The 24,673-nt window shown below is 72.5% G+C and carries 18 protein-coding genes; 6 read left to right on the top strand and 12 right to left on the bottom strand.

The genetic code is table 11. From position 1 onward, the window contains the following. Positions 1-455 precede the first annotated feature (455 nt). Positions 456-2,870 carry a chorismate-binding protein gene (locus ADK65_RS37685; protein ID WP_078956261.1) on the top strand — a complete coding sequence of 805 codons (2,415 nt, stop codon included), beginning with the start codon at positions 456-458 and terminating at the stop codon, positions 2,868-2,870. Positions 2,871-2,993: 123 nt separating this feature from the next. Here ADK65_RS37685 and ADK65_RS32735 read toward each other — a convergent pair whose 3' ends face one another. Next, the gene (locus ADK65_RS32735) at positions 2,994-4,382 is read right to left on the bottom strand and encodes a PLP-dependent aminotransferase family protein (protein ID WP_053674608.1); all 1,389 of its coding nucleotides are present in this window, start codon (positions 4,380-4,382) and stop codon (positions 2,994-2,996) included. 47 nt (positions 4,383-4,429) lie between these two features. Here ADK65_RS32735 and ADK65_RS32730 point away from each other — a divergent pair, with 47 nt between their 5' ends. Together ADK65_RS32730 and ADK65_RS32725 are read left to right on the top strand one after the other, a co-directional pair. After that, positions 4,430-4,948 carry a carboxymuconolactone decarboxylase family protein gene (locus ADK65_RS32730; protein ID WP_053674607.1) on the top strand — a complete coding sequence of 173 codons (519 nt, stop codon included), beginning with the start codon at positions 4,430-4,432 and terminating at the stop codon, positions 4,946-4,948. Then, positions 4,945-5,685 carry an isocitrate lyase/PEP mutase family protein gene (locus ADK65_RS32725; protein WP_199825743.1) on the top strand — a complete coding sequence of 247 codons (741 nt, stop codon included), beginning with the start codon at positions 4,945-4,947 and terminating at the stop codon, positions 5,683-5,685. The genes ADK65_RS32730 and ADK65_RS32725 overlap by 4 nt, the downstream gene beginning before the upstream one ends. Positions 5,686-5,691: 6 nt before the next feature. Here ADK65_RS32725 and ADK65_RS32720 read toward each other — a convergent pair whose 3' ends face one another. The 9 genes from ADK65_RS32720 to ADK65_RS32680 all read right to left on the bottom strand — a co-directional run bounded on the left by ADK65_RS32720 (position 5,692) and on the right by ADK65_RS32680 (position 18,084). Then, the gene (locus tag ADK65_RS32720) at positions 5,692-6,648 is read right to left on the bottom strand and encodes an ABC transporter substrate-binding protein (protein ID WP_053674605.1); all 957 of its coding nucleotides are present in this window, start codon (positions 6,646-6,648) and stop codon (positions 5,692-5,694) included. A 1-nt stretch (position 6,649) separates the two neighbouring features. Next, a complete protein-coding gene (locus ADK65_RS32715; RefSeq protein WP_053674604.1) occupies positions 6,650-8,599 on the bottom strand; it encodes an ABC transporter permease in 1,950 nt (649 codons plus the stop codon). Next, complete coding sequence (locus ADK65_RS32710; protein ID WP_053674667.1) at positions 8,599-9,669, bottom strand: quaternary amine ABC transporter ATP-binding protein; 1,071 nt, start codon at positions 9,667-9,669, stop codon at positions 8,599-8,601. Before ADK65_RS32710 ends, ADK65_RS32715 begins: the two co-directional genes overlap by 1 nt. A gap of 32 nt (positions 9,670-9,701) precedes the next feature. Next, the gene (locus tag ADK65_RS32705; protein ID WP_053674603.1) at positions 9,702-11,234 is read right to left on the bottom strand and encodes a GMC family oxidoreductase; all 1,533 of its coding nucleotides are present in this window, start codon (positions 11,232-11,234) and stop codon (positions 9,702-9,704) included. Between the two features lie 115 nt (positions 11,235-11,349). Further along, positions 11,350-12,870 carry an aldehyde dehydrogenase family protein gene (locus ADK65_RS32700; RefSeq protein ID WP_053674602.1) on the bottom strand — a complete coding sequence of 507 codons (1,521 nt, stop codon included), beginning with the start codon at positions 12,868-12,870 and terminating at the stop codon, positions 11,350-11,352. 526 nt (positions 12,871-13,396) lie between these two features. Then, positions 13,397-14,386: a malate dehydrogenase gene (locus ADK65_RS32695; protein WP_053674601.1), complete on the bottom strand. Its 990-nt coding sequence runs from the start codon at positions 14,384-14,386 to the stop codon at positions 13,397-13,399. 381 nt (positions 14,387-14,767) lie between these two features. Next, positions 14,768-16,078 (bottom strand): XRE family transcriptional regulator, encoded by a 1,311-nt coding sequence (locus tag ADK65_RS32690; protein WP_053674600.1) that lies wholly within the window; start codon positions 16,076-16,078, stop codon positions 14,768-14,770. 367 nt (positions 16,079-16,445) lie between these two features. Continuing rightward, positions 16,446-17,114, bottom strand: coding sequence for a DUF3017 domain-containing protein (locus ADK65_RS32685; protein WP_078956269.1), 669 nt, complete (start codon positions 17,112-17,114; stop codon positions 16,446-16,448). A 115-nt stretch (positions 17,115-17,229) separates the two neighbouring features. Beyond that, on the bottom strand, positions 17,230-18,084 hold the full coding sequence (locus ADK65_RS32680; RefSeq protein ID WP_053674599.1) for a bifunctional methylenetetrahydrofolate dehydrogenase/methenyltetrahydrofolate cyclohydrolase: 855 nt from the start codon (positions 18,082-18,084) through the stop codon (positions 17,230-17,232). Positions 18,085-18,358: 274 nt separating this feature from the next. On the opposite strand from ADK65_RS32680, the gene ADK65_RS32675 reads away from it, so the two are divergent. Both ADK65_RS32675 and ADK65_RS32670 read left to right on the top strand, forming a co-directional pair. Then, positions 18,359-18,937, top strand: coding sequence for a hypothetical protein (locus tag ADK65_RS32675; protein ID WP_053674598.1), 579 nt, complete (start codon positions 18,359-18,361; stop codon positions 18,935-18,937). Between the two features lie 515 nt (positions 18,938-19,452). Next, positions 19,453-21,204 (top strand): serine/threonine-protein kinase, encoded by a 1,752-nt coding sequence (locus tag ADK65_RS32670; RefSeq protein WP_078956260.1) that lies wholly within the window; start codon positions 19,453-19,455, stop codon positions 21,202-21,204. 176 nt (positions 21,205-21,380) lie between these two features. Here ADK65_RS32670 and purH read toward each other — a convergent pair whose 3' ends face one another. Then, complete coding sequence (gene purH, locus ADK65_RS32665; protein ID WP_053674596.1) at positions 21,381-22,943, bottom strand: bifunctional phosphoribosylaminoimidazolecarboxamide formyltransferase/IMP cyclohydrolase; 1,563 nt, start codon at positions 22,941-22,943, stop codon at positions 21,381-21,383. Continuing rightward, positions 22,940-23,578: a phosphoribosylglycinamide formyltransferase gene (gene purN, locus ADK65_RS32660; RefSeq protein WP_053674666.1), complete on the bottom strand. Its 639-nt coding sequence runs from the start codon at positions 23,576-23,578 to the stop codon at positions 22,940-22,942. Before purN ends, purH begins: the two co-directional genes overlap by 4 nt. A 304-nt stretch (positions 23,579-23,882) precedes the next feature. Here purN and ADK65_RS32655 point away from each other — a divergent pair, with 304 nt between their 5' ends. After that, the gene (locus ADK65_RS32655; RefSeq protein WP_053674595.1) at positions 23,883-24,671 is read left to right on the top strand and encodes a hypothetical protein; all 789 of its coding nucleotides are present in this window, start codon (positions 23,883-23,885) and stop codon (positions 24,669-24,671) included. Positions 24,672-24,673: the final 2 nt, after the last annotated feature.

Here is a 24,673-nt window from a genome sequence, read left to right as displayed (position 1 = left end):
GGTGGCTGTGGTGTGTGCGGGGCTCGCGCCGCTGGGGCCGGCCTCCGGGGCGGAGGGTGACGAGGAGGGGGCGGCCTGGCTGCGGTGGGCGGCGGGGAGGCGGAGGAGCACGCGTCGCACCGCGGTGAAGGACGACGCTTTCCGGCTGCCGAAAGTCCGCACCTTCGGGGGTGATCTCGCGAACCGCCGGAAAATGTTTGTTGCATCTTGAACACGGAGTGAGCGCTTTCCGTATGGGACGGCGTGACCGGTCATTTCACAACGGATTCGGCCCTGGCCCGGGAAAAATCAGAAACCGTGGTGCGTGAATATGAGCGCGGTTTTCCCGCCGTTGCTCCTGTTCGATCCGGCGGTTCTCCCGTATCTGTGTCACCTGGATTCGCATACCCCGGTTCCGGCACTTCTTCAGGAAATGGCTGTGCCCGGCCCGCGAACGAACAGAGGGAGGTGGGCGGGTGAAGACACTGCTCATCGACAATGACGGCTCGTACACGTACAACCTCTTCCAGCTGATCGCCGAGGTGAACGGCGAGGAGCCGGTGGTGGTCCGGAACGACGCGCCCGCCGAAGCCCTCCCCGACCTCGGGGCGTTCGACAACCTGGTGGTCTCCCCCGGACCCGGGCACCCGGGGGAGGCCCGTGACGTCGGCATCGGGAGCAGGCTGCTCGCGACCTCCCCGCTTCCGGTGCTCGGGGTGTGTCTGGGGCATCAGGGCATCGCGCTCGGGGAGGCCGGTCTGGTGGGGCCCGCCCCGGAGCCTCGGCACGGGCACCTGTCCACGGTCCGGCACGACGGACGGGACCTGTTCCACGGGCTGCCGCAGCACTTCACCGCCGTCCGCTCCCACTCCCTGGCCGTGCGCGAGCCGCTGCCTCGGACGCTGGAGGCGACCGCCTGGGCGGAGGACGGTGTCCTGATGGGGCTCCGGCACCGCAGCCGGCCGCTGTGGGGGGTGCAGTTCCATCCCGAGTCGGTCCTCACGGAGTACGGGCACCGCATGCTCGTGAACTTCCGCAACCTCACCGCCCGGCGCTCCGGGAAGCTGCGCACGAAGAACACGGCCGTGCCCTCGCACGAGGAGGTCCGGCGGCGCCCTGGCCTCGCGGAGTACGACACGGGGGTGTGGTGGGCGAGGGCGGCCCCCTCGGACACCGGGCGCCCGCGCAAGCCCGCTGCGGCGGCCGTCTTCCAGGTCGCCGCGGTCTCCCGGGCGACTGCCGTGCCCCTCGGCGCGGCGAAAGCCTCGGGCGGGGTCGTTCCGGCGCCCGGGGACGTCCCGGCCGCAGCGCAGGGCACGCCCGTCGGCGTCGGTGGGTCCGCCGACGCGCCCGCCCCCTCCGCCGGCTTCCCCCGGCCCCGGCGTCCCGAGCGGGCCGGGTACCGGCTGCACACCCGGCGGATCAACGGTGCCGTCGATGCGGAGGCGGTCTTCGGGCGGATGTTCGCGGGGTCGCCGCGGTCCTTCTGGCTGGACAGCTCGCTGGTCGAGCCTGGGCGGTCGAGGTTCTCGTTCCTCGGGGACGACCAGGGGCCGCTCGCCGAGTTCGTACGGTACGACGTCGCCGCCGGGCAGTGTGAGATCGAGCGGGCGGGCCGGCCGGTGCGGCGGGTCAAGGCGAGCGTCTTCGACTACCTCAAGCGGCAGTTGACCACACGACGGGTGGACGCGACGGGGTTGCCGTTCGACTTCACCGGCGGCTATGTCGGCTATTTCGGCTTCGAGATGAAGGCCGACTGCGGGTCGCCCAACCGGCACCGCTCCCCCGCCCCGGACGCCGCCTGGCTGTTCGCCGACCGGGTGATCGCGGTGGACCACGAGGAGGGCTCCACCTACGCCGTGTGCCTGGCGGAGGACACCCCGCAGGCCGCGCGGGAGGCCGCCGACTGGCTGGACGGTGCGCTGGCCGGCCTCTCCTGCGTGGCGACGGAGCACCCCCCGCTGCCCGAGCCTGCGGCCCCGGCCGGATCCGGCGCGGCCGAGCCGTGGCTGGTGCGCGACCGGGCGACGTACCTCGCGGACATCGAGGCCTGCCGGCAGGCGCTGCGGGCGGGCACCAGCTACGAGGTCTGCCTGACGAACGCCGCCCGGCTGCCCGCTCCGCCCGACGCGCTGGAGTTCTACCGGACGCTGCGCCGCGACGACCCGGCCCCCTACGCGGCGTTCCTCGGGTTCGGGGAGCTGGAGGTGGCCGGTTCCTCCCCCGAACGGTTCCTGCGCATCGGCCGGGACGGCACCGCCGAGGCCCGGCCCGTCAAGGGCACCGCGCCCCGGGGCGACGGACCGGAGGAGGACGCCCGGCGGCGGGACGCGCTCGCGGCGGACGCCAAGACCCGGGCCGAGAACCTGATGATCGTCGACCTGCTGCGCGACGACCTGGGGCGGGTCTGCCGCACCGGGACCGTACGGGTCTCCCGGCTGATGGAAACGGAGACGTACGCCACCGTGCACCAGCTGGTGTCGACCGTGGAGGGCAGGCTGCGGCCCGGCACGGACGCGGTGGACTGCGTGCGGGCCTGCTTCCCGGGCGGGTCGACGACCGGCGCACCGAAGCCGCGCACGTTGGAGATCATCGACTCGCTGGAGACCGAGGCCCGCGGCGTCCACTCCGGCGCCCTGGGTTACTTCGGGTGCGGCGGCGGAGCCGACCTCGCCATCGTGATCCGGACCGCCGTCTTCACCGCGGGCCGGATGCGTCTGGGGGCGGGCGGCGCGATCGGGCTCGGCTCCGATCCGGAGGCCGAGTACGAGGGGATGCTGCTGGAGACGGCGGCCGCGATGCGGGCCCTGCACCGGCAGACCGCCGACCGAACGCGTCGGCAGCCCCCGCCGGGGCAGAAGGCCGGGGCGGCCGGGGAAGCCCGGCGGTGACCGGTCCGCACGTCACCCGGAGCCCGGCCGCCACCGAAGCGCCCGGGGATCTCGCGGGGCGGCCGCTCGTGGCGGACTCCTGGCCGCTGGGCGGGGGCGGTAGCCCGCAGGGGGATGGGGCGATCAGCCGGGCAGTACCGCGCACAGCGCGTCGAGCGCCCCCGACCAGGCGTGGTCCGGCGGTGTGCCGTATCCGACGACCAGGGCGTCGACGGGCTCGGCCCGCGCGGCGAGGTGGGTGTAGCGGGCGAGTCCGTGGAGCGCGAGACCCCGCCAGTGCGCCGCCTGGACCACCGACTGCTCGGTGCCGGGCGGCAGCCGCAGCAGGACGTGCAGACCGGCCGCGATACCGCTGACGCGGGCTTCCGGGGCACGGGCCGCGACGGCGGCGACCAGGGCGTCGCGGCGGCGCCGGTAGCGCAGCCGGGCCGCCCGGACGTGCCGGTCGTAGGCGCCGGAGGTGAGGAACCCGGCCAGGGTCAGCTGGTCCAGCACCCCGCACGTGTCGACGCCGCCCTTGGCCGCCGCGACCTCCTCCGCGAGACCCGGCGGCAGCACCATCCAGGCCAGCCGCAGCCCTGGCGCGAGGGACTTGCTCGCGGTGCCCAGGTACACCACCCGGTCGGGGTCCAGGCCCTGGAGCGCGCCGACGGGCTGCCGGTCGTAGCGGAACTCGCCGTCGTAGTCGTCCTCCAGCACCAGCCCGCCGGTGCGCCGCGCCCAGTCCACGACGGCCGTGCGGCGGTCGCGGTGCAGCGGCACGCCCATGGGGAACTGGTGGGCTGGGGTGAGGAGGACCGCGTCGGCTCCGGACAGCCCGGCCGGGTCCGTGCCGAGCCGGTCGAACGGCAGCGCGGCGGTGTCCAGGCCGCAGCCGGTCAGGATCCGGGCGTGCGCGTCGAGGCCGTACGACTCGACCGCGACGGCCCGTGCCCCGCGTGCCCGCAGGACCGTGCCGAGCAGCTTCAGGCCGTGCGCGAACCCGGCGCACACCACGATCCGTTCGGGGTCGGCGCGCACGCCCCGCGCCCGGGAGAGGTACCCGGCGAGCGCGGCCCGCAGCTCGGGCCGGCCCCGCGGGTCGCCGTAGTCGAGGGCGTGGTGAGGGGCGGCGGTCAGGGCGCGGCGGGCCGCCTTGAGCCACTCCGCGCGCGGAAAGGACGTCAGATCCGGGCTGCCGGGGCGCAGATCGTAGGCCGGGCGGGCCGGAAGGCGCGGGTGGGGCGCGGTGCCGGTGGGCGGGACGACCCTCCGCCCGGCGACCCGGGTGCCCGAGCCCTGCCGGGCGGTGAGCCAGCCCTCGGCGACCAGGTCGGCGTAGGCGTCGGCGACGGTGTTGCGGGCGATCCCCAGGTCGGCGGCGAGGGCGCGGGAGGACGGCAGCCGGGTGCCGGGGGCCAGCCGCCCGGAGCGCACGGCCTCGCGCAGGGCGTCGGTCAGCCCCCGGCGCAGGCCCGGCCCCGTGGGCTCCACGTGCAGGTCGAGCCCCAGAGTGGCCCATGATTCCGCCATGGAAATGGACCATACTCCTGGGCTGCTTCCTCCCTAGGGTCGAGGGCATGACGACGCACACCGACGAAACGACGGCCCCGGACAGCATGGAGTACGCCCCCGAACAGCCCGCCCGTCTGGAGTGGGCCAAGCACGTGCCCGAGGTCTACAAGGCCATGGTCCGGCTCGACGTGGCGGCCCGGCAGGGCCTGGACCCCAAGCTGCTGGAGCTGGTGAAGATCCGCGCCTCGCAGATCAACGGCTGCGCGTTCTGCCTCGACATGCACAGCAAGGACGCCCTGGCCGCCGGGGAGAGCGTCGAGCGGATCATCCAGCTCGGGGCGTGGGAGGAGTCGCGGCACTTCTACACCGCGAAGGAGCTCGCGGCGCTGGAGCTGACGGAGGCGGTGACGGTCCTGACGCACGGTTTCGTTCCGGACGAGGTCTACGACAACGCCGCGAAGCACTTCGAGGAGGCCGAGCTGGCGCAGGTGATCGCCGCGATCACGGTGATCAACGCGTGGAACCGGTTCGGGGTGACGTGCCGCATGGCGCCGGGGCACTACGAGCCGGGGCAGCACAAGTGACGGCCGGGGCAGGGCGTACGACGGACAGGGCCGGGGTGTTCCGCGCCCTGCACCACCACCGGGCGCCCGGCGACCCGCTCGTGCTGCCCGGGCCGTGGGACGCGGCCAGTGCGCGGGTGTTCGCCGAGGCCGGGTTCCCCGCGCTCGCCACGCCCAGTGCGGGGGTCGCCGCCTCCCTCGGGTACGAGGACGGCCAGGTCCCGGCCGACGAGATGTTCGCGGCGGTCGCCCGGATCGTCCGGGCCGTGGACGTGCCGGTGTCGGCGGACGTCGAGGGCGGCTACGGGCTCGCCCCGAAGGACCTCGTGGAACGGCTGCTGGAGGTCGGGGCGGTCGGGTGCAACCTGGAGGACTCCGTGGACGGGGTGCTCAAGGAGCCGCGGGCGCACGCCGGTTGGCTGGCCGAGGTGCGGGAGGCGGCCGGTGACCGGCTGTTCGTCAACGCCCGCATCGACACCTTCATCCGCGGGGTGGCCGATCCCGGTACGGCGATCGAGCGGGCGGCGCTGTACGTCGCCGCGGGCGCCGACTGCGTGTACCCGATCGGGGCCCCGCCGGCGGTGCTGCCGCTGCTGCGGGCCGGGATCCAGGGGCCGGTCAACGCCGGGGCTTCTGCCGACGGTGGCCCCTCACCCGCCGAACTCGGCGCGCGAGGGGCCACCCGGATCACCTTCGGGCCGGGACTCCAGCGGCGGGCCGCCCGGGCCCTGCGGGAGATCGCCGACCTGCTGGCGTGAGGGACGTCAGGGCAGCCACTTCTTCCACGTGGACTTGTGGCTGTCCACCCACTTCTTCGCCGCGTCCTCCGGCGTCATCTTCTGGTCGGCGATCATCAGGGAGACCTCGTTCTGGTCCTCGGTCGTCCACTTGAACTTCTTCAGGAAGGCCGCCGCCTTGCCGCCCTTCTTCGCGAAGTCCGCGTTGAGGTACTTCTGCAGCGGGGTGTGCGGATAGGCGCAGGCGACCTTGTCCGGGTCGGCGTCACAGCCCTCCTTGTACGGCGGCAGCTTCACCTCGGTCATCGGGACCTTCTTGAAGAGCCACTGCGGGGAGTACCAGTAGGTGAGGAAGGGCTTCTTCTCCTTGGCGAACTGCCTCATCTGCGTGATCTGCGCCGCCTCGGACCCGGCGAACACCACCTGGTAGTCCAGCTTCAGGTTCTTCACCAGCGCCTTGTCGTTGGTGACGTAGGACGGCGAACCGTCCATCAGCTGGCCCTTGTCGCCGCTCTCCGGGGTGCGGAAGAGGTCGGCGTACTTGTTGAGGTTCTTCCAGTTCGTGATGTCCGGGTGCTGCTTGGCGAGGTACGTCGGGACGAACCAGCCGATGTGGCCGGTGACGCCGAGTCCGCCGCCGGGCGCGATGGTCTTCTTGTCCTTGACGTACCGCTGTTCCTGCTCGGGATGGCCCCAGTCCTCCAGGAGCGCGTCGACGCGGCCCTGGCTGAGGGCGTCCCAGGCGGGCACCTCGTCGACCTGGACGGTGTCGACGCGGTAGCCCAGCTCGTGCTCCAGGAGGTACTGGGCGACGGCCACGTTGGACTGGGCGCCCACCCAGGACTGCACGGACAGGGTCACGGTCTTGGCGCCCTGCGCGTTGGCGAAGGGCGAGGCCTGCTTGGTCATGTCGGCCGCGCCGCAGCCGGTGAGCAGCGCCAGGGAGCTCGCCGCGGCGATCACGGCAGTCTTGCGGACTCGCATGTCACGCTCCCTTCTTCGCACGGCGTTCGGTGGGCTGCGTCACCCGGTCGAGCATCAGGCCGAGGCAGACGATCGCGCCGCCCGCCACCAGACCGGTCGCCAGGTCGCCCTGGGCGAGGCCGAAGACGACGTCGTAGCCGAGTGCGCCACCGCCGACCAGGCCGCCGATGACGACGACGGCGAGGACCAGGACCAGGCCCTGGTTGACGGCGAGGAGCAGCGCCGGGCGGGCCAGCGGGAGCTGGACCTGCCGCAGCTGCTGCCAGCTGGTCGCGCCGAGCGAGCTGGAGGACTCCAGCGCGGCCGGGTCGACTTGGCGCAGGCCCTGGGTGGTGATCCGGACGACGGCCGGCAGGGCGTAGACGATCGCGGCGGCGACGGCAGGGGCGCGGCCGACGCCGAACAGGGCGACGACCGGGATCAGGTACACGAACTGTGGCATCGTCTGGAACACGTCCAGGACCGGGCGCAGGGCCCGCTCCAGGCGGTCGCTGCGGGCCGCGGCGATACCGACGGCGAAGCCGACGACCAGGGTGACGGCGACGGCGGCCAGAACCTGGGAGAGGGTGTCCAGGGACGGCTTCCAGACGCCGAGGACGCCGATCGCGGCCATGGCGAGGACGGCGGTCAGCGCGGTGCGCCAGGTGCCGATGACCCAGGCCAGGGCGGCGACGATCAGCAGGACGCCCCACCAGGGCAGCGCCTGCAGACCGCTGCGCATCGGGTCGAGGACCCAGGTGGTGAAGTGGCCCGCCCAGTCGGCGGTGCCGCCGACGACGGGGACGCCCGAGTACAGGTGCGCGGTCATCCAGTCGACGGCGCGGTTGACGGGCTCGGCGATGCCGACGACCCAGGAGTCGGGCCAGTCGAGGCGGCCCGCGAGCCGCCCGGCGACCGCCACGACGACGACGCCGGCCAGGGCGAACAGCCACCCGCGGCCGCTGTGCGGCTCGGGTTCGGCGCCGAGCTTCTCCCCCGCCGCGCCGGTGACGCGGTCCAGGACGACGGCCAGCAGCACGATCGGGATGCCGGCGGCGAGCGCGGCGCCGACGTCGACCGAGGCCAGGGCCTGGTAGACGCGGTCACCGAGACCGCCCGCGCCGATGACGGCCGCGATGACGGCCATGGACAGCGCCATCATGATCGTCTGGTTGACGCCGAGGAGGAGTTCCTTGCGGGCCAGCGGGATCCGGGCGGTCAGCAGGCGCTGGCGCGCGGTGGAGCCGAGCGACTCGACGGCCTCCAGCACTCCCTTGTCTGCGCCGCGCAGCCCGAGCGAGGTCAGGCGGGCCATGGGCGGGGCGGCGTAGATGACGGTGGCCAGGACGGCCGCCGGGACGCCGATGCCGAAGATCAGCACGACCGGCAGCAGGTAGGCGAAGGCCGGCAGCACCTGCATGGTGTCCAGGACCGGGCGCAGGACGCGGTCCATCCGGTCGGACAGACCGGCTGCGAGACCGAGCAGCACACCCACGACGACCGACGCGAGGACCGCGACGACCATCAGGGCGAGGGTCTGCATGGTCGGCACCCACATGCCGAGCAGTCCGCAGGTGAGGAACGCGGCGGCCGTGCCGAGCGCCAGTTTCACGCCCGCCACGCGCCAGGCGACCAGCGCGCCGATGGCCGTGACGCCCGCCCAGCCGACGGCCAGGAGGGTGAGGTAGACGGCCCGTACGGCGATGACGACGACGTTGCTGACGTGGCCGAAGAAGTAGAGGAACAGCGGGTGGCTGTCGCGGTTGTCGATGATCCAGTCGCTGGCCTTGGCGAGCGGCTGGGAGAAGTCGACGGTCAGGGCGGCCGGCCAGCTGCCGCTCGCCCAGCGGGCGTTGGCCAGGGGGACCAGGATCGCGGCGGCCACGGCGAGCAGCAGCAGCTTGTGCACGGCCCGGTGCTTGAGGAAGGCGGGCAGGCCGACGCGCGGCGGGGACGCGGTGATGGTCGCCATCACACCGCCTCCTTGGGCTGCCGCGTCCCGGGCGGAGCGGGCTGCTCCGTCCCGGCGACGACACCGAGGAGCGTGTCGGAGTCGACCACGCCCACGCAGCGGCCCTGGTCCACGACCCGGGCCGGAGCGCCGGCGCGGGCGACCGCCTCGATCGCCTCGGACACCGTCGCGTCGGGGCGCACGGCCGGTCCGCTGCCGTCCTGGTCCGCCGCGGGGCGGCGCATGGCCGTGCGGACGGTGAGGACCTGCTCGCGCGGGACGTCCCGGACGAACTCGCGGACGTAGTCGTCGGCGGGCGCGCCGACGATCTCCTCGGGCGTGCCGCACTGGACGACCCGGCCGTCGCGCATCAGGGCGATGCGGTCGCCCAGCTTCAGGGCCTCCTGGAGGTCGTGCGTGATGAAGACCATCGTGCGGCCCTCCTCGTGGTGCAGCCGGATGACCTCCTCCTGCATGTCCCGCCGGATCAGCGGGTCGAGCGCGCTGAACGGCTCGTCGAAGAGCAGGACCTCGGGGTCGGCGGCGAGCGCGCGGGCGAGGCCCACACGCTGCTGCTGGCCGCCGGAGAGCTGGCCGGGGCGGCGGTGCTCCATGCCTTCCAGACCGACCTTGGCGACGACCTCGGCGGCCCGCTCGCGCCGCTCGGCCTTGCCCATGCCCTGGATCTCCAGGCCGTAGGCGACGTTGTCGAGGACCGAGCGGTGCGGCAGCAGGCCGAAGTGCTGGAAGACCATCGCGGCGCGGTGGCGGCGCAGTTCGCGCAGCCGGGAGCGGTCCATGGCGCGGACGTCCTCGCCGTCGATGGCGATGGTGCCGGCCGTGGGCTCGATCAGCCGGGTCAGACAGCGCACCAGCGTGGACTTGCCGGAGCCGGACAGGCCCATGACGACGAAGACCTCGCCCTTGCGCACGTCGAAGCTGACGTCCCGGACGGCGGCGGTGCAGCCGGTGCGCGAGCGCAGCTCGGCGGGGTCGAGCGCGGTGAGCTCGGGGTCGCCGGGAACGCGGTCGGCCTTGGGGCCGAACACCTTCCACAGTCCCTCCACCGAGAAGACGGGTGCGGTGTCCATGGTCTGCTCCGTGGGGGGTTCGAGGGTGGCGGTCACTTGGAACCACCACCGATCAGCTCGGCGGCCTTCTCACCGACCATGAGGACTCCGATCATCGGGTTGACGGTGGTCATCGTGGGGAACACGGAAGCGTCGGCGATGCGGATGCCCTCCAGGCCGCGGATGCGCAGCTCCGGGTCGACGACGGCCGACGGGTCGTCGGCGGCGCCCATCCTGCAGGTGCCGGCGGGGTGGTAGACGGTGTGTGCGACCTTGCGGGCGTACTCGCTGAGCTCCTCGTCACCGGTGACGTCCGGGCCGGGGGCCACCTCGCGCTTGAGCCAGCCGGCCAGGGGCTCGGTCCTGGCGATCTCGCGGGCGATCCGGATGCCGTCGACGAGGGTCCTGCCGTCGTAGTCGTCCTCGTCGGTGAAGTAGCGGAAGTCCAGCGCGGGCTTGACCTCGGGATCGGCGCTGGTCAGGTAGAGCCGGCCGCGGCTCTTCGGCTTGGGGATGTTCGGGGTCATGGAGACGCCGAACTCCGGCCGCTGGTAGCCCAGTCGCTCCGGGTTGTCCGTGAAGGGGATCTGGTAGAAGTGGAACATCAGGTCGGGGTGCGCCAGTTCGGGGTCGCGCCGCACGAACAGGCCCGCGTCGGAGTCCATCGCGGAGTTCTCCGGGAGGGGGCCGTTGGTCTCCCACACGATGACCGACTCGGGGTGGTCGAGCAGGTTCTCGCCGACGCCCGGCAGGTCGTGGGAGACGGGGATGCCGAGCTGCTCCAGATCGGCCTTGGGGCCGATGCCGGAGTGCATCAGCAGCCGGGGCGAGTCCACGGCACCGGCACACAGCAGCACCTCGTTGCGCGCCTTGACGAGGATCTCCTCGCCGTCCTTGGTGCGCACGTGCACGCCCTCGGCGCGGTCGCCGTCCAGTTGGAGCTTGTACGCCCAGGTCTCCAGCAGGATCGTCAGGTTGGGCCGCTCGTCCATCACCGGGTGGAGGTAGGCCACCGACGCCGAGGACCGCTTGTTGTTCTCGGGGTGGTAGGCGAGGTCGAAGAAGCCGACGCCCTCGGTGAAGGGCTTCTTGTTGAAGCCCTCCACGCGCGGCACGCCGAGCGCCTCCTGGGCCGCGTCGACGAAGTCGCGGGCGATGGCGTTCCGGTCCTTCTCGTCGACCGGGACGATGTTGTTGAGCAGCCGGGCGAAGTACGCCTCCATCTGCACCGCGCCCCAGCCCTTGGCGCCGGCCTCCTCCCACTCGTCCCAGTCGGCGGGCAGCGGCTTGAAGGCGATCAGGGTGTTGTGCGAGGAGCAGCCGCCCAGCACGCGGGCCCGGCTGTGCCGGATATGTGAGTTTCCGCGTGGCTGTTCGGTGGTCGGGTAGTCGTAGTCGAGCTCGCCGCCGAGCAGGCCCATCCAGCGGCGCAGGGTCAGCACGTCATCGCGCCCGACGTCGCTGGGGCCGCCCTCGATGACGGCGACGGTGACGTCCGGGTTCTCGGTCAGGCGGGAGGCGATCACGGAACCTGCGGTTCCGCCGCCTATCACGACATAGTCGTACTCGTGACTGGTGTGGGACATGGCGTACTTGCTCCAGTGGGGATGAAGTGAACGGGCTCGGGGGACGGGGACGTTCAGCCCGGGGTGTGGGGGTCAACCCGGGATGGGATGTCGGCGGCCCGGCGGGGGACGGGGGTCAGCCCGCGAACCAGCGCACCGGCTTGGGAGCGAGGTTCTGGTAGACGTGCTTGGTCTCTCGGTACTCGGCGAGTCCGGCGGGGCCCAGCTCGCGGCCCACTCCGCTCTTGCCGAAGCCACCCCACTCCGCCTGCGGCAGGTAGGGGTGGAAGTCGTTGATCCAGATGGTGCCGTGGCGCAGCCGGCCGGCCACGCGGCGGGCGCGGCCCGGGTCGGAGGTCCAGACGCCGCCCGCGAGTCCGTACTCGGTGTCGTTGGCGAGGGCGACGGCCTCGTCCTCGGTGCGGAAGGTCTCGACGGTGAGGACCGGCCCGAAGACCTCCTCCCGCACGACGCGCATCTCGCGGTGGCAGTGGTCGAGGACGGTCGGCTCGTAGAAGTAGCCGTTCTCCGGGCGCTGCGGGGAGGGCTCGGGGCGCTTGCCGCCGGAGCGCAGCACCGCCCCCTCCTGGAGGGCGGACTCGACGTACATCTCGACCTTGGCGCGCTGCTGCTCGGAGACGAGCGGGCCGCACTCGACGCCGTCCTCGGTGCCGCGGCCGAGGCGGATCTTCTCGGCGCGCCGGGCGAGTTCGGTGACGAAGCGGTCCCGGATCGACTCCTCGATGATGAGGCGGGCACCGGCCGAGCAGACCTGGCCGCTGTGGATGAAGGCGGCGTTGAGGGCCTGGTCGACGGCGGTGTCGAAGCCCTCCTCGGTGGCGCAGGCGTCGGCGAAGACGACGTTGGGGTTCTTGCCGCCGAGTTCGAGGGCGACCTTCTTGACGCTCGGGGCCGCGGCCTGGGCGACCTTGGTGCCGCTGACGAGGCCGCCGGTGAAGGAGACCAGGTCGACATCCGGGTGCTCGGACAGGCGCGCGCCGACCGAATGCCCCGGGCCGGTGACGATGTTGGCGACGCCTTCGGGGAGTCCGGCCTCGACGAGCAGCTCGATGAGCGCGATCGTCGTCATCGGCGTGATCTCGCTGGGCTTGATGACGAAGGTGTTGCCGGCGGCGAGGGCGGGGGCGACCTTCCAGCTGGCCTGCAGCAGCGGGTAGTTCCAGGGCGTGATCATCGCGCAGACGCCGATCGGCTCGTGCACGACGACGCTGTGGATGTCGGTCGAGCCGGCGTCCACGACCCGGCCGGGGGCCTCACCGGCGACCAGGTCGGCGAAGTAGCGGAAGGCGTCGGCGACGCAGTCGATGTCGACGCGGCCCTCCTCGACGGTCTTGCCCGCGTCCTGGGCCTCCAGCCGGCCGAGCTTCTCGCGGTCACGCACGAGCAGGTCGGCGACGCGCCTCAGCAGTGCGGCCCGCTCGGTGACGGGCGTGTGCGGCCACGGGCCCTCGTCGAAGGCACGCCGGGCGGCGGCGATCGCCAGATCGGTGTCCTTCTCGTCGCCCTCCGCGATCACGGCGAAGGGCAGCGCGTCCGCGGGGTCGAGGATCTCGCGGGTGGCCCCGGAGGTGGCCGCCCGCCACTCTCCTCCCGCATGGATGGTTTCACGCGCCTGAAGTTCGGTACTTTCCGCCATGATCGCTCTTCGCCTTCCGTTCCTGATCAGCGCCCCTGTGTCACATTCGTGTCACTAAGAGACCGAGTTCGCCTGCCCTACTCCCACCGATGCATGCGCACCCATGGCTGAAAGTGCGCTGTGTCACTGGAGATGCGGGCAAACAGGAACAAAAGGGACGGAAATCCGACTGCCGGTGACGGGTTCACCAAGGCAGGAACTCATCGGGCGGGTCCTCCCCCACCGGCCGCCGACCGACTCACCCAGCAGGTCGGCGTGCCCGACGTGCCGGGCCTGCTCCTCGACGAGGCCGCCGGCCTGCGCAGGGCATGCGACGGGCGTCCGTCACGTTCGGTGAACGCGGCGATCCGGCCGACGTCCGGTCTTCCGGGCGGATGCCGGCGTCGGCGTTCCAGGGGGCCGAGGAGTGGCCGGATCCGATGAGGCGGGTGCCGGTGCGCCCGGCCGCGACGGACCCCCGAAAGCCCGCGGGCCCCGCACCGGAGAGCCGGTGCGGGGCCCGCGCGGAAGCGCGCAGAGGCTCCGGTCAGATGAGGCCGAGGCCGCGGACCGCCTCGCGCTCCTCCTCGAGCTCCTTGACGGAGGCGTCGATCCGGGCGCGGGAGAACTCGTTGATGTCCAGGCCCTGGACGATCTCGTACGTGCCGCCCTTGGTGGTGACGGGGAAGGAGGAGATCAGGCCCTCCGGGACGCCGTAGGAGCCGTCCGACGGGATACCCATGGAGGTCCAGTCGCCCTCGGCGGTGCCGTTGACCCAGGTGTGGACGTGGTCGATGGCGGCGTTGGCGGCCGACGCGGCGGAGGACGCGCCGCGGGCCTCGATGATCGCCGCACCGCGCTTGGCGACGGTCGGGATGAAGTCCTCGGCCAGCCACTTCTCGTCGTTGACGACCTCGGCGGCGTTCTTGCCGGCGACCGTGGCGTGGAAGATGTCCGGGTACTGGGTGGCGGAGTGGTTGCCCCAGATGGTCAGGCGCTTGATGTCGGCGACCGTCGAGCCCGTCTTCTTCGCGAGCTGGGTCAGCGCGCGGTTGTGGTCCAGGCGGGTCATCGCGGTGAACCGCTCGGCCGGTACGTCCGGCGCGGCGGCCTGGGCGATGAGGGCGTTGGTGTTGGCCGGGTTGCCGACGACCAGGACCTTGATGTCGTCCGCGGCGTGGTCGTTGATGGCCTTGCCCTGCGGCTTGAAGATGCCGCCGTTGGCCTCCAGCAGGTCACCGCGCTCCATGCCCTTGGTGCGCGGGCGGGCGCCGACGAGCAGACCGACGTTGGTGCCGTCGAAGGCGACGTTCGGGTCGTCGGTGATGTCGATGCCCTGCAGGAGCGGGAACGCACAGTCGTCCAGCTCCATGGCCGTGCCCTCGGCCGCCTTCAGGGCCGGCGTGATCTCCAGCAGGCGCAGCTTCACCGGCACGTCCGCGCCGAGCAGCTGACCGGAGGCGATGCGGAAGAGCAGGGCGTAACCGATCTGGCCGGCCGCGCCGGTGACGGTGACGTTCACGGGAGTGCGGGTCATGGCGTTCTCCGTATGACAGCTGGCGGTGGGGCGGGGTCCCTGCCCCGGACGTTTGATCGATCTCTTGGCGTCAAGAGATCCATCCAGCCGTCAGGCTATCGCGCATCCGGCATCCCGGACGTCCGGGTCGGTGTGGCCCAGCCCACAGCATCGACGTGGTCCAGCCCACGACGCGTCCGGCCCGAACGCACGTGCCCGTCCTCAACGCGAGAGGCGGCCGCCCGTCCGGGAGAGGAGGACGGAGGCGGCCGCCTGGGGGGGTACCGACCGTGCCGGACTCCCGTGGGGGTACGGTTCACGTGCCCCGGATCCCGGCGGGCATTCCACCTTTTCGGAATTTCTCCGCCCGACCCGGTCGGCAGGTGCGGCCCGGTCGCCCCCTCAGTCGGTGCAGCCCCGCTGCCCGGCCGCCAGCGTCGCGCAGGCCTTGGCGTCGGCGGCGCTCTTCACGGCCACCATCGGGGTGTAGGCGATGCTGTCCCCGGTCGCGGTGATGCTGCCGGTCTGCTTCGCCTTGCCCGAGCTGATCTGGACCTCGTCGCCCTGGGCGGCCTGCGTGATACGTCCCCAGGCGGCCTTGCAGGTCTTGCTGTAGCGGACCTCGACCGTGGCCGTGCCGACGGTCGCCGTCTGCGCGGTGGTCACCAGGTCACCGCTGCACCCCATGGCCTCCGCGTCCTTGCCCGTGCAGTCCGCGCCGCTGCACTTCACGCCGGGCGGCAGTTCCGGGTCGCTGCTGACGGTCGGCGAGGGCGACGGGGCGCCGCCCTTGGCCTCGTCGTCGCCACCACCGCCGGTGAGGTAGAACGCGCCGGCGATCACCACGAGCACGCCCACGACACCCGCGACGAAGGTCACCGTCCGCTTCCTGCCCGCGGTGGAGGCAGAGTCCGTGCGGCGATCACCCCGTGCGCCGGCGTTCGACGGGACGGCGTCCTGCGGTTCGCCGTACGCGCCCGCCCCGGCACCGGGAGTCCGGCCGGGGCCGCCGGGCGACCCGGCGGAGGTGCCGGGGCCCGAGCCGGGCCGGGACGCCCTGCCCGCGCCGGAACCGCCCGAGCGCCCGCTCGCCGGCGACGGGCCCTGGTATCCGGCCAGTCCCCACGAGTTGACCTCGGGCTCGGCGGACCGGCCGCTCTCCCGCAGATCCGAGCCGGTGGAGTCCTGGACCTCCGGGGCCGTCGGCTGGGACGGCACGGTCGGGGCCACACCGGCCGGTCCCGCGATACCCGGCGTGACGGCGGTGCCGCCACTTCTGCGGGCGGGCTTGCCGCCGCCCGCGGAGGCCGCCCTGCCGTCACCCGCCGAGGCCGCCTTGCCACCGGCCGAGGGGTCGCTGAAGTCCTGCCCGCCGAACTCCCCGAGCGCCGCGCGCGCCTGGGAGATGCGGATGGCCTCCATCGTCATGTCGTGCCGCATCTCCGAGCGGCTCCAGGCACGCTCGGCGAGCTCCCACATGGTGGTGAGGTGCACGGGGTTGGTGCCGGTGACCTCGGCCAGGGCCACGATCGCGCCCTTCGGGGCGAGCAGCCGGCCGTTCAGGTAACGCTCCCAGGACGTCTTGCTGTAGCCCGTGCGGTCCGCGACCGACGCGATGCTCAGTCCACCGCGGTCCACGAGCCTGCGCAGCTGACTGGTGAACTCCCTGATCTGTGGATCGAGCTCATCCGGCAAGGCCTTCCAACGAGGCATTGCTCCCCCTCTTCCCCCCGAAACGTGCTGATATTTCTCGCGCTGTTCGCCCCGCGCGTGGCGGCCTCGGCCGAGTCCCCGTTCTGGATACCCACAGGGATGCGCCCAGTCAGGATCTCAGTTCCCTGACGAGGGGCGCACAGGAGCGTGATGAAGGCGCGCGATACACCCTGGACCGTCCCGATTGTCCATGCCAACCCCGCTGTCGCACCACTTTGTGTGGTATCGGAAGCGAGACGTACCGGAACTGTCACTTCCGTGCCACAGCGTACTGACAGCCGTTGAACGGGCCGTTCGCGGTGCAGGAGGGTGGGTCCTGGACGGCGGTCCGTCCTTCCTCGGGGGAGAGGACGGGCCGCCGTCCACGTCATTCGCTGGTGACCGTGAAGTGCAGGGTGTCCTTCAGGAACGGGATCTGCAGCCACGGTTTCGGCTGCGCCATCAGCGCCAGCATGACGATCACCAGGCCCATCAGGCCGTAGGTGACGATGTCCGTGAAGCGGGAGCGGACGGCGAGCATGCCGACGTCCGGCAGCAGCCAGCGCATCGCGCCGCCGCCCAGCAGGGCGACGCCGATCAGCAGCGTCCCGAGCCGGAACTGGCCGAACGCCGTCACGAGCAGCCCGACCCCGGCCAGCCCCAGCACGGCGAGCACGGGCCACTGCCGCGCCGGCGCGGGAGCGTCCCCGGGCGCGGCCCGGCCGCCGCCCTCGGGCCGCGCGGTGTCCCTCGTGAACAGCGGGAACCGCCGGGTGACCCGCCGCGGCCGCCCCTCGGCGTCGGGCGCGCTGACGGGGTCCCGGACGGTGAGCTCCTCGGAGGCGTCGTGCCCGCCCGGGGCGTCGTGCCCGCTCGCGGTTTCGTGCGGGTCCTCCGGGACTGCGCGGCCGCCCGCTTCGTGTCCGCTCGGGGTTTCGTGCGAGCTCTCCGGGGCTGCGCGACCGCCCGCTTCGTGCCCGCTCGGGGTTTCGTGTCGGTCCGGGACTGCGCGGCCGTCGGCTTCGTGCCCGCTCGTCGGCTGGTGTCCGCCCGGCACCGTGGACGCGCCGGGGCTCGTGCGTCCACCCGGGGCCTCGTCCCCGCCCTGGGTCTTGTGCCCGCTCGTGGCCTCGTGCCCGCTCGTGGCCTCGTGCCCGCCCGGGGCCTTGTGCTCAGCCGGCACTGCGCTCCGCCGCCTCGACCACGTTGACGAGCAGCTGGGCACGGGTCATCGGGCCGACTCCGCCGGGGTTCGGGGAGATCCAGCCGGCGACCTCGGCGACGTCCGGGTGGACGTCGCCCACGATCTTGCCCTCGGCGCTGCGCGAGACGCCGACGTCGAGGACGGCCGCGCCGGGCTTCACGTCCTCGGCACGGATCAGATGGGCGGAGCCGGCCGCGGCGACGATGATGTCCGCGTGCTTGAGGTGCGCCGACAGGTCACGGGTGCCCGTGTGGCACTGCGTCACGGTGGCGTTCTCGCTGCGGCGGGTGAGCAGCAGCGGCATCGGCCGGCCGATGGTCACCCCGCGTCCGACGACCACGACCTCGGCGCCCTTGATCTCCACGCCGTAGCGGCGCAGCAGCGTCAGCACGCCGTTCGGGGTGCAGGGCAGCGGGGCGGGCTCGTTGAGGACGAGACGCCCCAGGTTCATCGGGTGCAGCCCGTCCGCGTCCTTGTCCGGATCCATCAGTTCGAGGATGCGGTTCTCGTCGATGCCCTTGGGCAGGGGCAGTTGCACGATGTACCCGGTGCAGGCCGGGTCCTCGTTCAGCTCGCGGACGGCCGCCTCGATCTCCTCCTGGGTGGCCGTGGCGGGCAGTTCGCGCTGGATGGAGGCGATGCCGACCTGTGCGCAGTCGCGGTGCTTGCCGGCGACGTACTTCTGGCTGCCGGGGTCGTCCCCGACCAGGATCGTGCCGAGGCCGGGCGTGACGCCCTTCTCCTTCAGCGCCGCCACGCGGGCGGTCAGATCGGACTTGATCGCGGCTGCGGTGGCCTTGCCATCGAGAATCTGGGCGGTCATGGCCCCATCCTCGCGGATGACCCCGCCACGGTTCCAATCCGACCGCAATCCGGGCACCGCGGGGCCCCTCGCCCCGTATCCGCCCATGATCAGCGATGTTGCACTTGCACAACACATCGGGAATGCGGCTGGACAAGCCGGTCAGTGGTGCAGAACGATGAGCCGACAAGTGCCGCGGGCAGCTCAACGGGGGGACGGTCGCAATACTGAAGATTTCCTCCGTGCGGATGTCACGCGTCGTCCCCGCACCAGGACCAACGGAGGAAAGTCCCCCATGAGCTACGGCGACCCGAACAACCCCTACGGCGCTCCCCAGGGGCAGCAGCCGCAGCAGCCGGGCTACGGTTACCCGCAGGACCAGGGGCAGGCTCCCGGATACGGCTACCCGCAGGCCCCTCCGGTGTCCCCCTACGGCGGCCCCGCCGCGCCGACCACGATGCCCGGCTCGGTGAGCGCGGCGCGCGTGATGATGTGGGTCATCGTCGGTCTCCAGGTCGTCGGCATCGCCGTCTTCGCGTTCGCCGCCGCGGCCCTGAACGCCGCGAAGGACGAGGAGTCCCTCAAGGACGACACCGCCTTCCAGGACCTGGTCGGCAACTCGACCGGCGTGATCTGGGGCTACGTGGTCTTCGGCCTGGCCTGGCTGGTGTTCGCGGCCGTCCTGGCGACGAAGTTCAAGAACGGCGGCAACGGCGCCCGGGTCACGATCCTGGTCTTCGCCATCATCACGGCGGTCCTCGGCATCTACCCCTTCATCCTCGTCGGCCTGGTGCACACCGTCCTGGCCGTCCTGGTCGCGGTGTTCGTCGGCAACGCCAACGGCAAGGCCTGGTTCAACCGCCCCCGCTACTGAGCGGGCCGGCCGGCAGGACCGGTCAACGCCGAACACTTCCAAGGGCCGTGTCCCACCCGTACGTGGGGGGCACGGCCCTGGTGCGTCGCCCCAGTCTGACGGTGGTAGCTGTTCAGGCCCGGGGAGAGCACCTTGCACAGCAGGACGCCTGCCCCGTCTGCGCCCCGCCCGTCGCCCGCCTGCGCCGCCGGTCCGTCGCGGCCGTCCTGGCCGGGGCGTTGAGGGCCCTGGCCGCCCTCGTCCACGGCAGCAGCGTCTGGGCCGGTGGCGGGAACAGCGGTGGGAGCGGCTCGGGCCCCGGCAATGGGCCGCTACCTGCGCTGGATCGCACCCCGGCCGCACGAGGACCTGCCGGGCGACCGGCCGGTCGGTTCACGGCTGACTGCGCATGTACCCCACCACACAAGTGATCTGAGGCCCATCGGACCCCCGGCGGACCGTTCGTGTGGACGGTAGCCTTCGGTCAAACTGCCGTGCGATTGCTCGTTGCTTGACCGCAGCACATCGGGGGACCCATGTCAGACCAACAGCCGATGCCACCGCACTCCCCGGCGTCCGGGAACGCCACGTTGGAGCAGGCCGGCGCGAGCCCTTTACGTTCCAGAGACCCGGAGCGGATCGGGCCCTACTTACCCCTCGGGCTGCTCGGCAGCGGCGGCATGGGCCGCGTCTACCTCGCCCGCCCCGCCGACAACACCCCCACTCTCGCCGCGGTCAAGGTCATCCGCCCCGAGTACGCCGAAGATTCCCGGTTCCGGCGTCGTTTCGAGCGGGAGGCCTCTCTGCACACGCGGCTGCGTACGCCGCACGCGCCTCACCTGCTCGGCAGCGGGTTCGAGGACGAGTTGTTGTGGATGGCGGCGCAGTACCTGCCCGGCCTCAGCGTCGCCGACGCCGTCCGCACGTGCGGCGCCCTCGAGCCGGCCGGGGTGTGGCGGCTGGTGGCAGAGCTGGGGCGGTCGCTGTCGGCGCTGGACGCCGCCGGGGTCGTGCACCGGGATCTCAAGCCGTCCAACGTGATCCTGTCGCCGCAGGGCGCGCACGTCATCGACTTCGGCATCGCGCGGGCCGTCGACAGCAGTTCGATCACCACGTCCGGCAACCGGGTCGGCACGCCTGCCTACATGGCGCCCGAGTATCTGCGCGAAGGCCGCTGCGACACCGCCTCCGACGTCTTCTCCCTCGCCTGCACGATCGTCTACGCCGCGACCGGGCGCGCCCCGTTCGGCGACGGCACGGGCGTGGACGTCATGCACCGGGTCGCCTTCGAAGAGCCCAGACGAGAGGTCATGGCCGGACTGACGGCCGCCGACCCCGCGCTGGCCGCGCTGCTGTCCGCCTGCCTCGCCAAGGACCCGTCCGGGCGGCCCACCCCCCAGCAGTTGATCGACACGGCCGCGGCGCGTGGCGACGGCGCCCCTCCTTCCTGGCAGGAACCGCTGGCCACCCGGTTGCTCACCCGGCAGCAGGCCTGTGAACTGCTGGAACGTTCCGCCGCCGAGGGGACCAGCCGCTTCCGTGCACCGACGCCGCCGGGACGGCAGGGCCGCCCTGCGACACGGCCCGCTCAGCACACGCCCTCCGCCCCGGCCGTGTCCCCCACCGGCGATCACGCCGACCGCCGTGAGCGAAAGGCGACCTGGCTCGCTGTCGCGGCCGTCCTGGCCACGGCGGCGGTGGCCGCGGGCGCCTTCTTCCTCCTTCGCCCGGAGCGCGACCACAGCGCGATCGCCTCGCCGAGGGCCTCCGGCGACGTCACCCGCCTCGACGGACCGGCATCGGTCCCGCCCAGCTCCTCCACCTCGCCCTCGGCCCTCGAAGAGAAGCAGTCAGGCACGCGGGCGGGGGCACGGGAGGAGGCCGACAGCGGTGCCTCCGGGTCGGCGGGCGGTGCCGGCGGAGCAGGGACCGCCCCCGACGGTGGCGCCACCGCGACCTCCGGCAACGGCGATACCGACAGCGACGGCGGCACACCGGCCCCCACGTCCACCAGTACCGCGACGCAGTCCGCCACCCCGCCCTGGCTCTCCGAGTGCACCTCCTACTCCGGCACCGAACTCACCCGTCGCGGCGACAGCGGCCCGCGTGTCGTGCAGGTGCAGTGCATGCTGACCCGACGCGGCTACGACCTGGGCGGCGGGGACGGGGACGGTCGGTTCGGCAAGGACACCGACGCGGCGGTGCGGGCGTTCCAGCGGGCCGGGGAACTGAACCCGAACGGCAAGGTCGGACCCGAGACGTGGGCCGCACTGCGCAGTGCGAAGTGAGCTGTGGCCGCCGCCCCCGGCAGCGGCACAGACCGAAGCCCGCCGGCCCTGGTAGTGCTTCGTCAGGTTCTGGATAGGAACCTTCGCTGGAGATCGGGCGGTACCAGGGTCGACGGCTGAGTCCCACGCGGTAGGGAGCGGGCCGGCTCCGACGCCGGCCCGCTCCGCCGCCGGGCTCAGTGGAAGAAGTGCCGCGTCCCCGTGAAGTACATGGTGACGCCGGCCTTCTGCGCGGCCTCGACGACCAGTTCGTCTCGGACGGAACCGCCGGGCTGCACCACGGCCTTCACTCCGGCCTCGGTGAGGATCTCCAGGCCGTCCGGGAAGGGGAAGAACGCGTCGGACGCGGCGTACGCACCCGCGGCCCGCTCGGCACCGGCCCGCTCCACGGCCAGCTTCGCGGAGTCCACGCGGTTGACCTGCCCCATGCCGACGCCCACCGAGGCACCGTCCTTGGCGAGCAGGATCGCGTTGGACTTCACCGCGCGGCAGGCCTTCCAGGCGAACGCCAGCTCGGCCAGCTCGTCGGCGTTCAGCGCCTCGCCGGTCGCCAGCGTCCAGTTGGCCGGGTCGTCGCCGTCGGCCTGGAGGCGGTCGGTGACCTGCAGCAGCGCACCGCCGTCGATGGGCTTGACCTCGACGGGCGCGGCGGGCGCGTCGGCGCAGCGCAGCACGCGGATGTTCTTCTTCTTGGTGAGGGCCTCCAGGGCCCCGTCCTCGTAGCCGGGCGCGACGATGACCTCGGTGAAGATCTCCGCGACCTGCTCCGCCATCTCCTTGCTGACCGGGCGGTTGACCGCGATCACGCCGCCGAACGCCGACAGCGGGTCGCACGCGTGCGCCTTGCGGTGCGCCTCGGCGACGTCCGCGCCGATCGCGATGCCGCACGGGTTGGCGTGCTTGATGATCGCGACAGCGGGCTCGGTGTGGTCGTACGCGGCACGGCGGGCGGCGTCCGTGTCCGTGTAGTTGTTGTACGACATCTCCTTGCCGTGCAGCTGCTCGGCCTGGGCGAGGCCGCCCGTCCCGGAGACGTAGAGAGCCGCGGGCTGGTGCGGGTTCTCGCCGTAGCGCAGGGTGTGTTCGCGCTCCCAGGTGGCGCCGAGGAAGTCGGGGAACTGCGACTCGTCGACCGGGGCGTAGGAGGAGGCGAACCAGGAGGCGACGGCGACGTCGTAGGCGGCCGTGTGCTGGAAGGCCTCGGCGGCCAGCCGCTTGCGGGTGGTGAGGTCGAAGCCGCCGCCCTGGACGGCCTTGAGCACGTCGGCGTAGCGGGCCGGGCTGGTGACGACCGCGACCGAGGGGTGGTTCTTGGCGGCGGCGCGGACCATCGAGGGGCCGCCGATGTCGATCTGCTCGACGCACTCGTCGGGCGTGGCACCGGAGGCGACGGTCTCGCGGAACGGGTAGAGGTTGACGACGACGAGGTCGAACGGCTCGACACCCAGCTCGGCGAGCTGCTCGCGGTGGCTGTCCAGGCGCAGGTCGGCGAGGATGCCGGCGTGCACGCGCGGATGCAGCGTCTTCACGCGGCCGTCCAGGCACTCGGGGAAGCCGGTGAGCTCCTCGACCTTGGTGACGGGGACGCCGGCAGCGGCGATCTTCGCGGCGGTGGAGCCGGTGGAGACGAGCTCGACCCCGGCCTCGTGGAGCCCGCGCGCGAGGTCCTCGAGCCCGGTCTTGTCGTAGACGCTGACGAGCGCCCGGCGAAGGGGCCGCTTGTTGCTCTCGGCGGTCACTGGATAACTACCTTTCGTCCCTCAATGCGATAGCCGTTGCGGGCGAGGCGCCCCACGACCTCGACGAGCAGCCTTCGCTCGACTTCCTTGATGCGCTCGTGCAGAGCGCCTTCGTCGTCCTCGTCCCGGATCTCCACCACGCCCTGCGCGATGATCGGCCCGGTGTCGACGCCGTCGTCGACGAAGTGGACGGTGCAGCCGGTGACCTTGGCGCCGTACGCGAGCGCGTCCCGCACACCGTGGGCTCCCGGGAAACTGGGCAGCAGGGCGGGGTGGGTGTTGACGAACCGCCCCCCGAACCGCGCGAGGAACTCCTTGCCGACGATCTTCATGAACCCGGCGGAGACGACGAGGTCCGGCTCGTGCGCGGCGACGGCCTCGGCGAGGGCGGCGTCCCACTCCTCGCGGCTGCCGTGGTCCTTGACCTTGCACACGAAGGTCGGCAGTCCCGCGCGCTCGGCACGCGCCAGTCCCTCGATGCCCTCGCGGTCCGCGCCGACGGCCACGACCTCGGCCCCGTAGGCCTGCGCGCCGACGGCGGCGATCTCGTCGAGCAGCGCCTGCAGGTTGGTGCCGGATCCGGAGACCAGCACGACGAGGCGCTTGGCGCGCGGGGCCACGGGATTGGCGGCCACGGTGAGGCCTTTCTCGGGGGAGCGTCTGTCCAGGGTGGACGGCACGCAGCGCTTTGTGCATTCATACGAATGCTTTGCCTCCCCGGATACGGGGAAGCCTACGAACCGGCCGACCGTCAGCAACGATACCGGCACACCGGACGGCCCCCACGGGACGGGGGCAGGGCCGGAAGGTAGCGTCTGGACGGAGCCGGGCCGGGAACGACGTCCGGGCGTGGTGCGTTCAGGAGGTGACGGACCCGGGTCCGACGCCGTTCCGTTCTGTCCACTCATTCCTCCTCACCAACGGGAAGACGCTCACTTGATGCCGGACCGCAGCCTGCGACTCCTCACGTTCCCCCAGCCGTCGCCGCAGGGAGGGGAGCGCGGCGCCGTACTGCTGCGGGAGCGCCCCAGCTCGCCGCCCGACGCGCCTTCGGGCGACGGCGAGGACCGCAAGGGCCGCGGGTCCCAGGAGGACAATCCCTTCGCCCCGCCGCCCGAGGGCACGCCGGACCGGCCCTGGCAGCCGCGACGCCCGTCGGGAGAGGACTCGTCGAACGGGGAGGACGGCGGCCGTTCCCCGTGGGGCAGCCGGTGGAGCGACCAGCAGCCCGGCCGCTCCCACGGCGGTTTCGGTGAGCGTCCCCACGGCGGTCCCGAGGGCCAGGGCGGCGGCCCCAAGGGCGGCGGCCCGAACCCGCGCTGGGACCCGACGGATCCCGCGCAGCGCCGGGCGCGCTATGCCCTGCTGTCGGGCATGTGGGCTTTCTTCTTCGCCCTCTTCAGCTGGCCCTACGTCGCGCTGCTGCTCGGCGCGCTCGCGCTCTACTGGGCCATCAGCTCCCTGCGCGCGGGGCCCCGCAAGCCCGCCGACCCGGACTCCCCCGCCCCCGAGCAGCAGGGCGGCGGCCGCCCGCAGACGACGGCCGCGGTGAGCGGCCTGGTCACGGCGTCCCTGGCGATCGCCCTGGTCGCCGCGTCCTTCACGGCGCAGCTGGTCTACCGCGACTACTACACCTGCACCAACGACGCCCTCACCAACGAGGCGAAGCAGTCCTGTTCCAGGCTTCTACCGGAGGAGCTCCGCGGGGTGCTGGGGACGAACGACTGACG

Origin of the sequence: Streptomyces sp. NRRL B-1140 (assembly GCF_001280065.1) — a bacterium.
GTDB lineage: Bacteria > Actinomycetota > Actinomycetes > Streptomycetales > Streptomycetaceae > Streptomyces.
Note: the sequence above shows the minus strand (reverse complement) of the source record. Positions and strands in the feature narration are given on the sequence as shown.

Excerpts from the sequence above, each read along its gene's own strand:
- ADK65_RS32675 (WP_053674598.1), top strand. The coding sequence starts at position 18,359 with ATGAGCTACGGCGACCCGAACAACCCCTACGGCGCTCCCCAGGGGCAG.
- ADK65_RS32690 (WP_053674600.1), bottom strand. The coding sequence starts at position 16,078 with ATGCCTCGTTGGAAGGCCTTGCCGGATGAGCTCGATCCACAGATCAGG.
- ADK65_RS32700 (WP_053674602.1), bottom strand. The coding sequence starts at position 12,870 with ATGGCGGAAAGTACCGAACTTCAGGCGCGTGAAACCATCCATGCGGGA.
- ADK65_RS32655 (WP_053674595.1), top strand. The coding sequence starts at position 23,883 with ATGCCGGACCGCAGCCTGCGACTCCTCACGTTCCCCCAGCCGTCGCCG.
- ADK65_RS32680 (WP_053674599.1), bottom strand. The coding sequence starts at position 18,084 with ATGACCGCCCAGATTCTCGATGGCAAGGCCACCGCAGCCGCGATCAAG.
- ADK65_RS32670 (WP_078956260.1), top strand. The coding sequence starts at position 19,453 with ATGTCAGACCAACAGCCGATGCCACCGCACTCCCCGGCGTCCGGGAAC.
- ADK65_RS32710 (WP_053674667.1), bottom strand. The coding sequence starts at position 9,669 with ATGGACACCGCACCCGTCTTCTCGGTGGAGGGACTGTGGAAGGTGTTC.
- ADK65_RS32705 (WP_053674603.1), bottom strand. The coding sequence starts at position 11,234 with ATGTCCCACACCAGTCACGAGTACGACTATGTCGTGATAGGCGGCGGA.
- ADK65_RS32695 (WP_053674601.1), bottom strand. The coding sequence starts at position 14,386 with ATGACCCGCACTCCCGTGAACGTCACCGTCACCGGCGCGGCCGGCCAG.
- ADK65_RS32715 (WP_053674604.1), bottom strand. The coding sequence starts at position 8,599 with ATGGCGACCATCACCGCGTCCCCGCCGCGCGTCGGCCTGCCCGCCTTC.
- ADK65_RS32735 (WP_053674608.1), bottom strand. The coding sequence starts at position 4,382 with ATGGCGGAATCATGGGCCACTCTGGGGCTCGACCTGCACGTGGAGCCC.
- ADK65_RS32730 (WP_053674607.1), top strand. The coding sequence starts at position 4,430 with ATGACGACGCACACCGACGAAACGACGGCCCCGGACAGCATGGAGTAC.
- ADK65_RS32720 (WP_053674605.1), bottom strand. The coding sequence starts at position 6,648 with ATGCGAGTCCGCAAGACTGCCGTGATCGCCGCGGCGAGCTCCCTGGCG.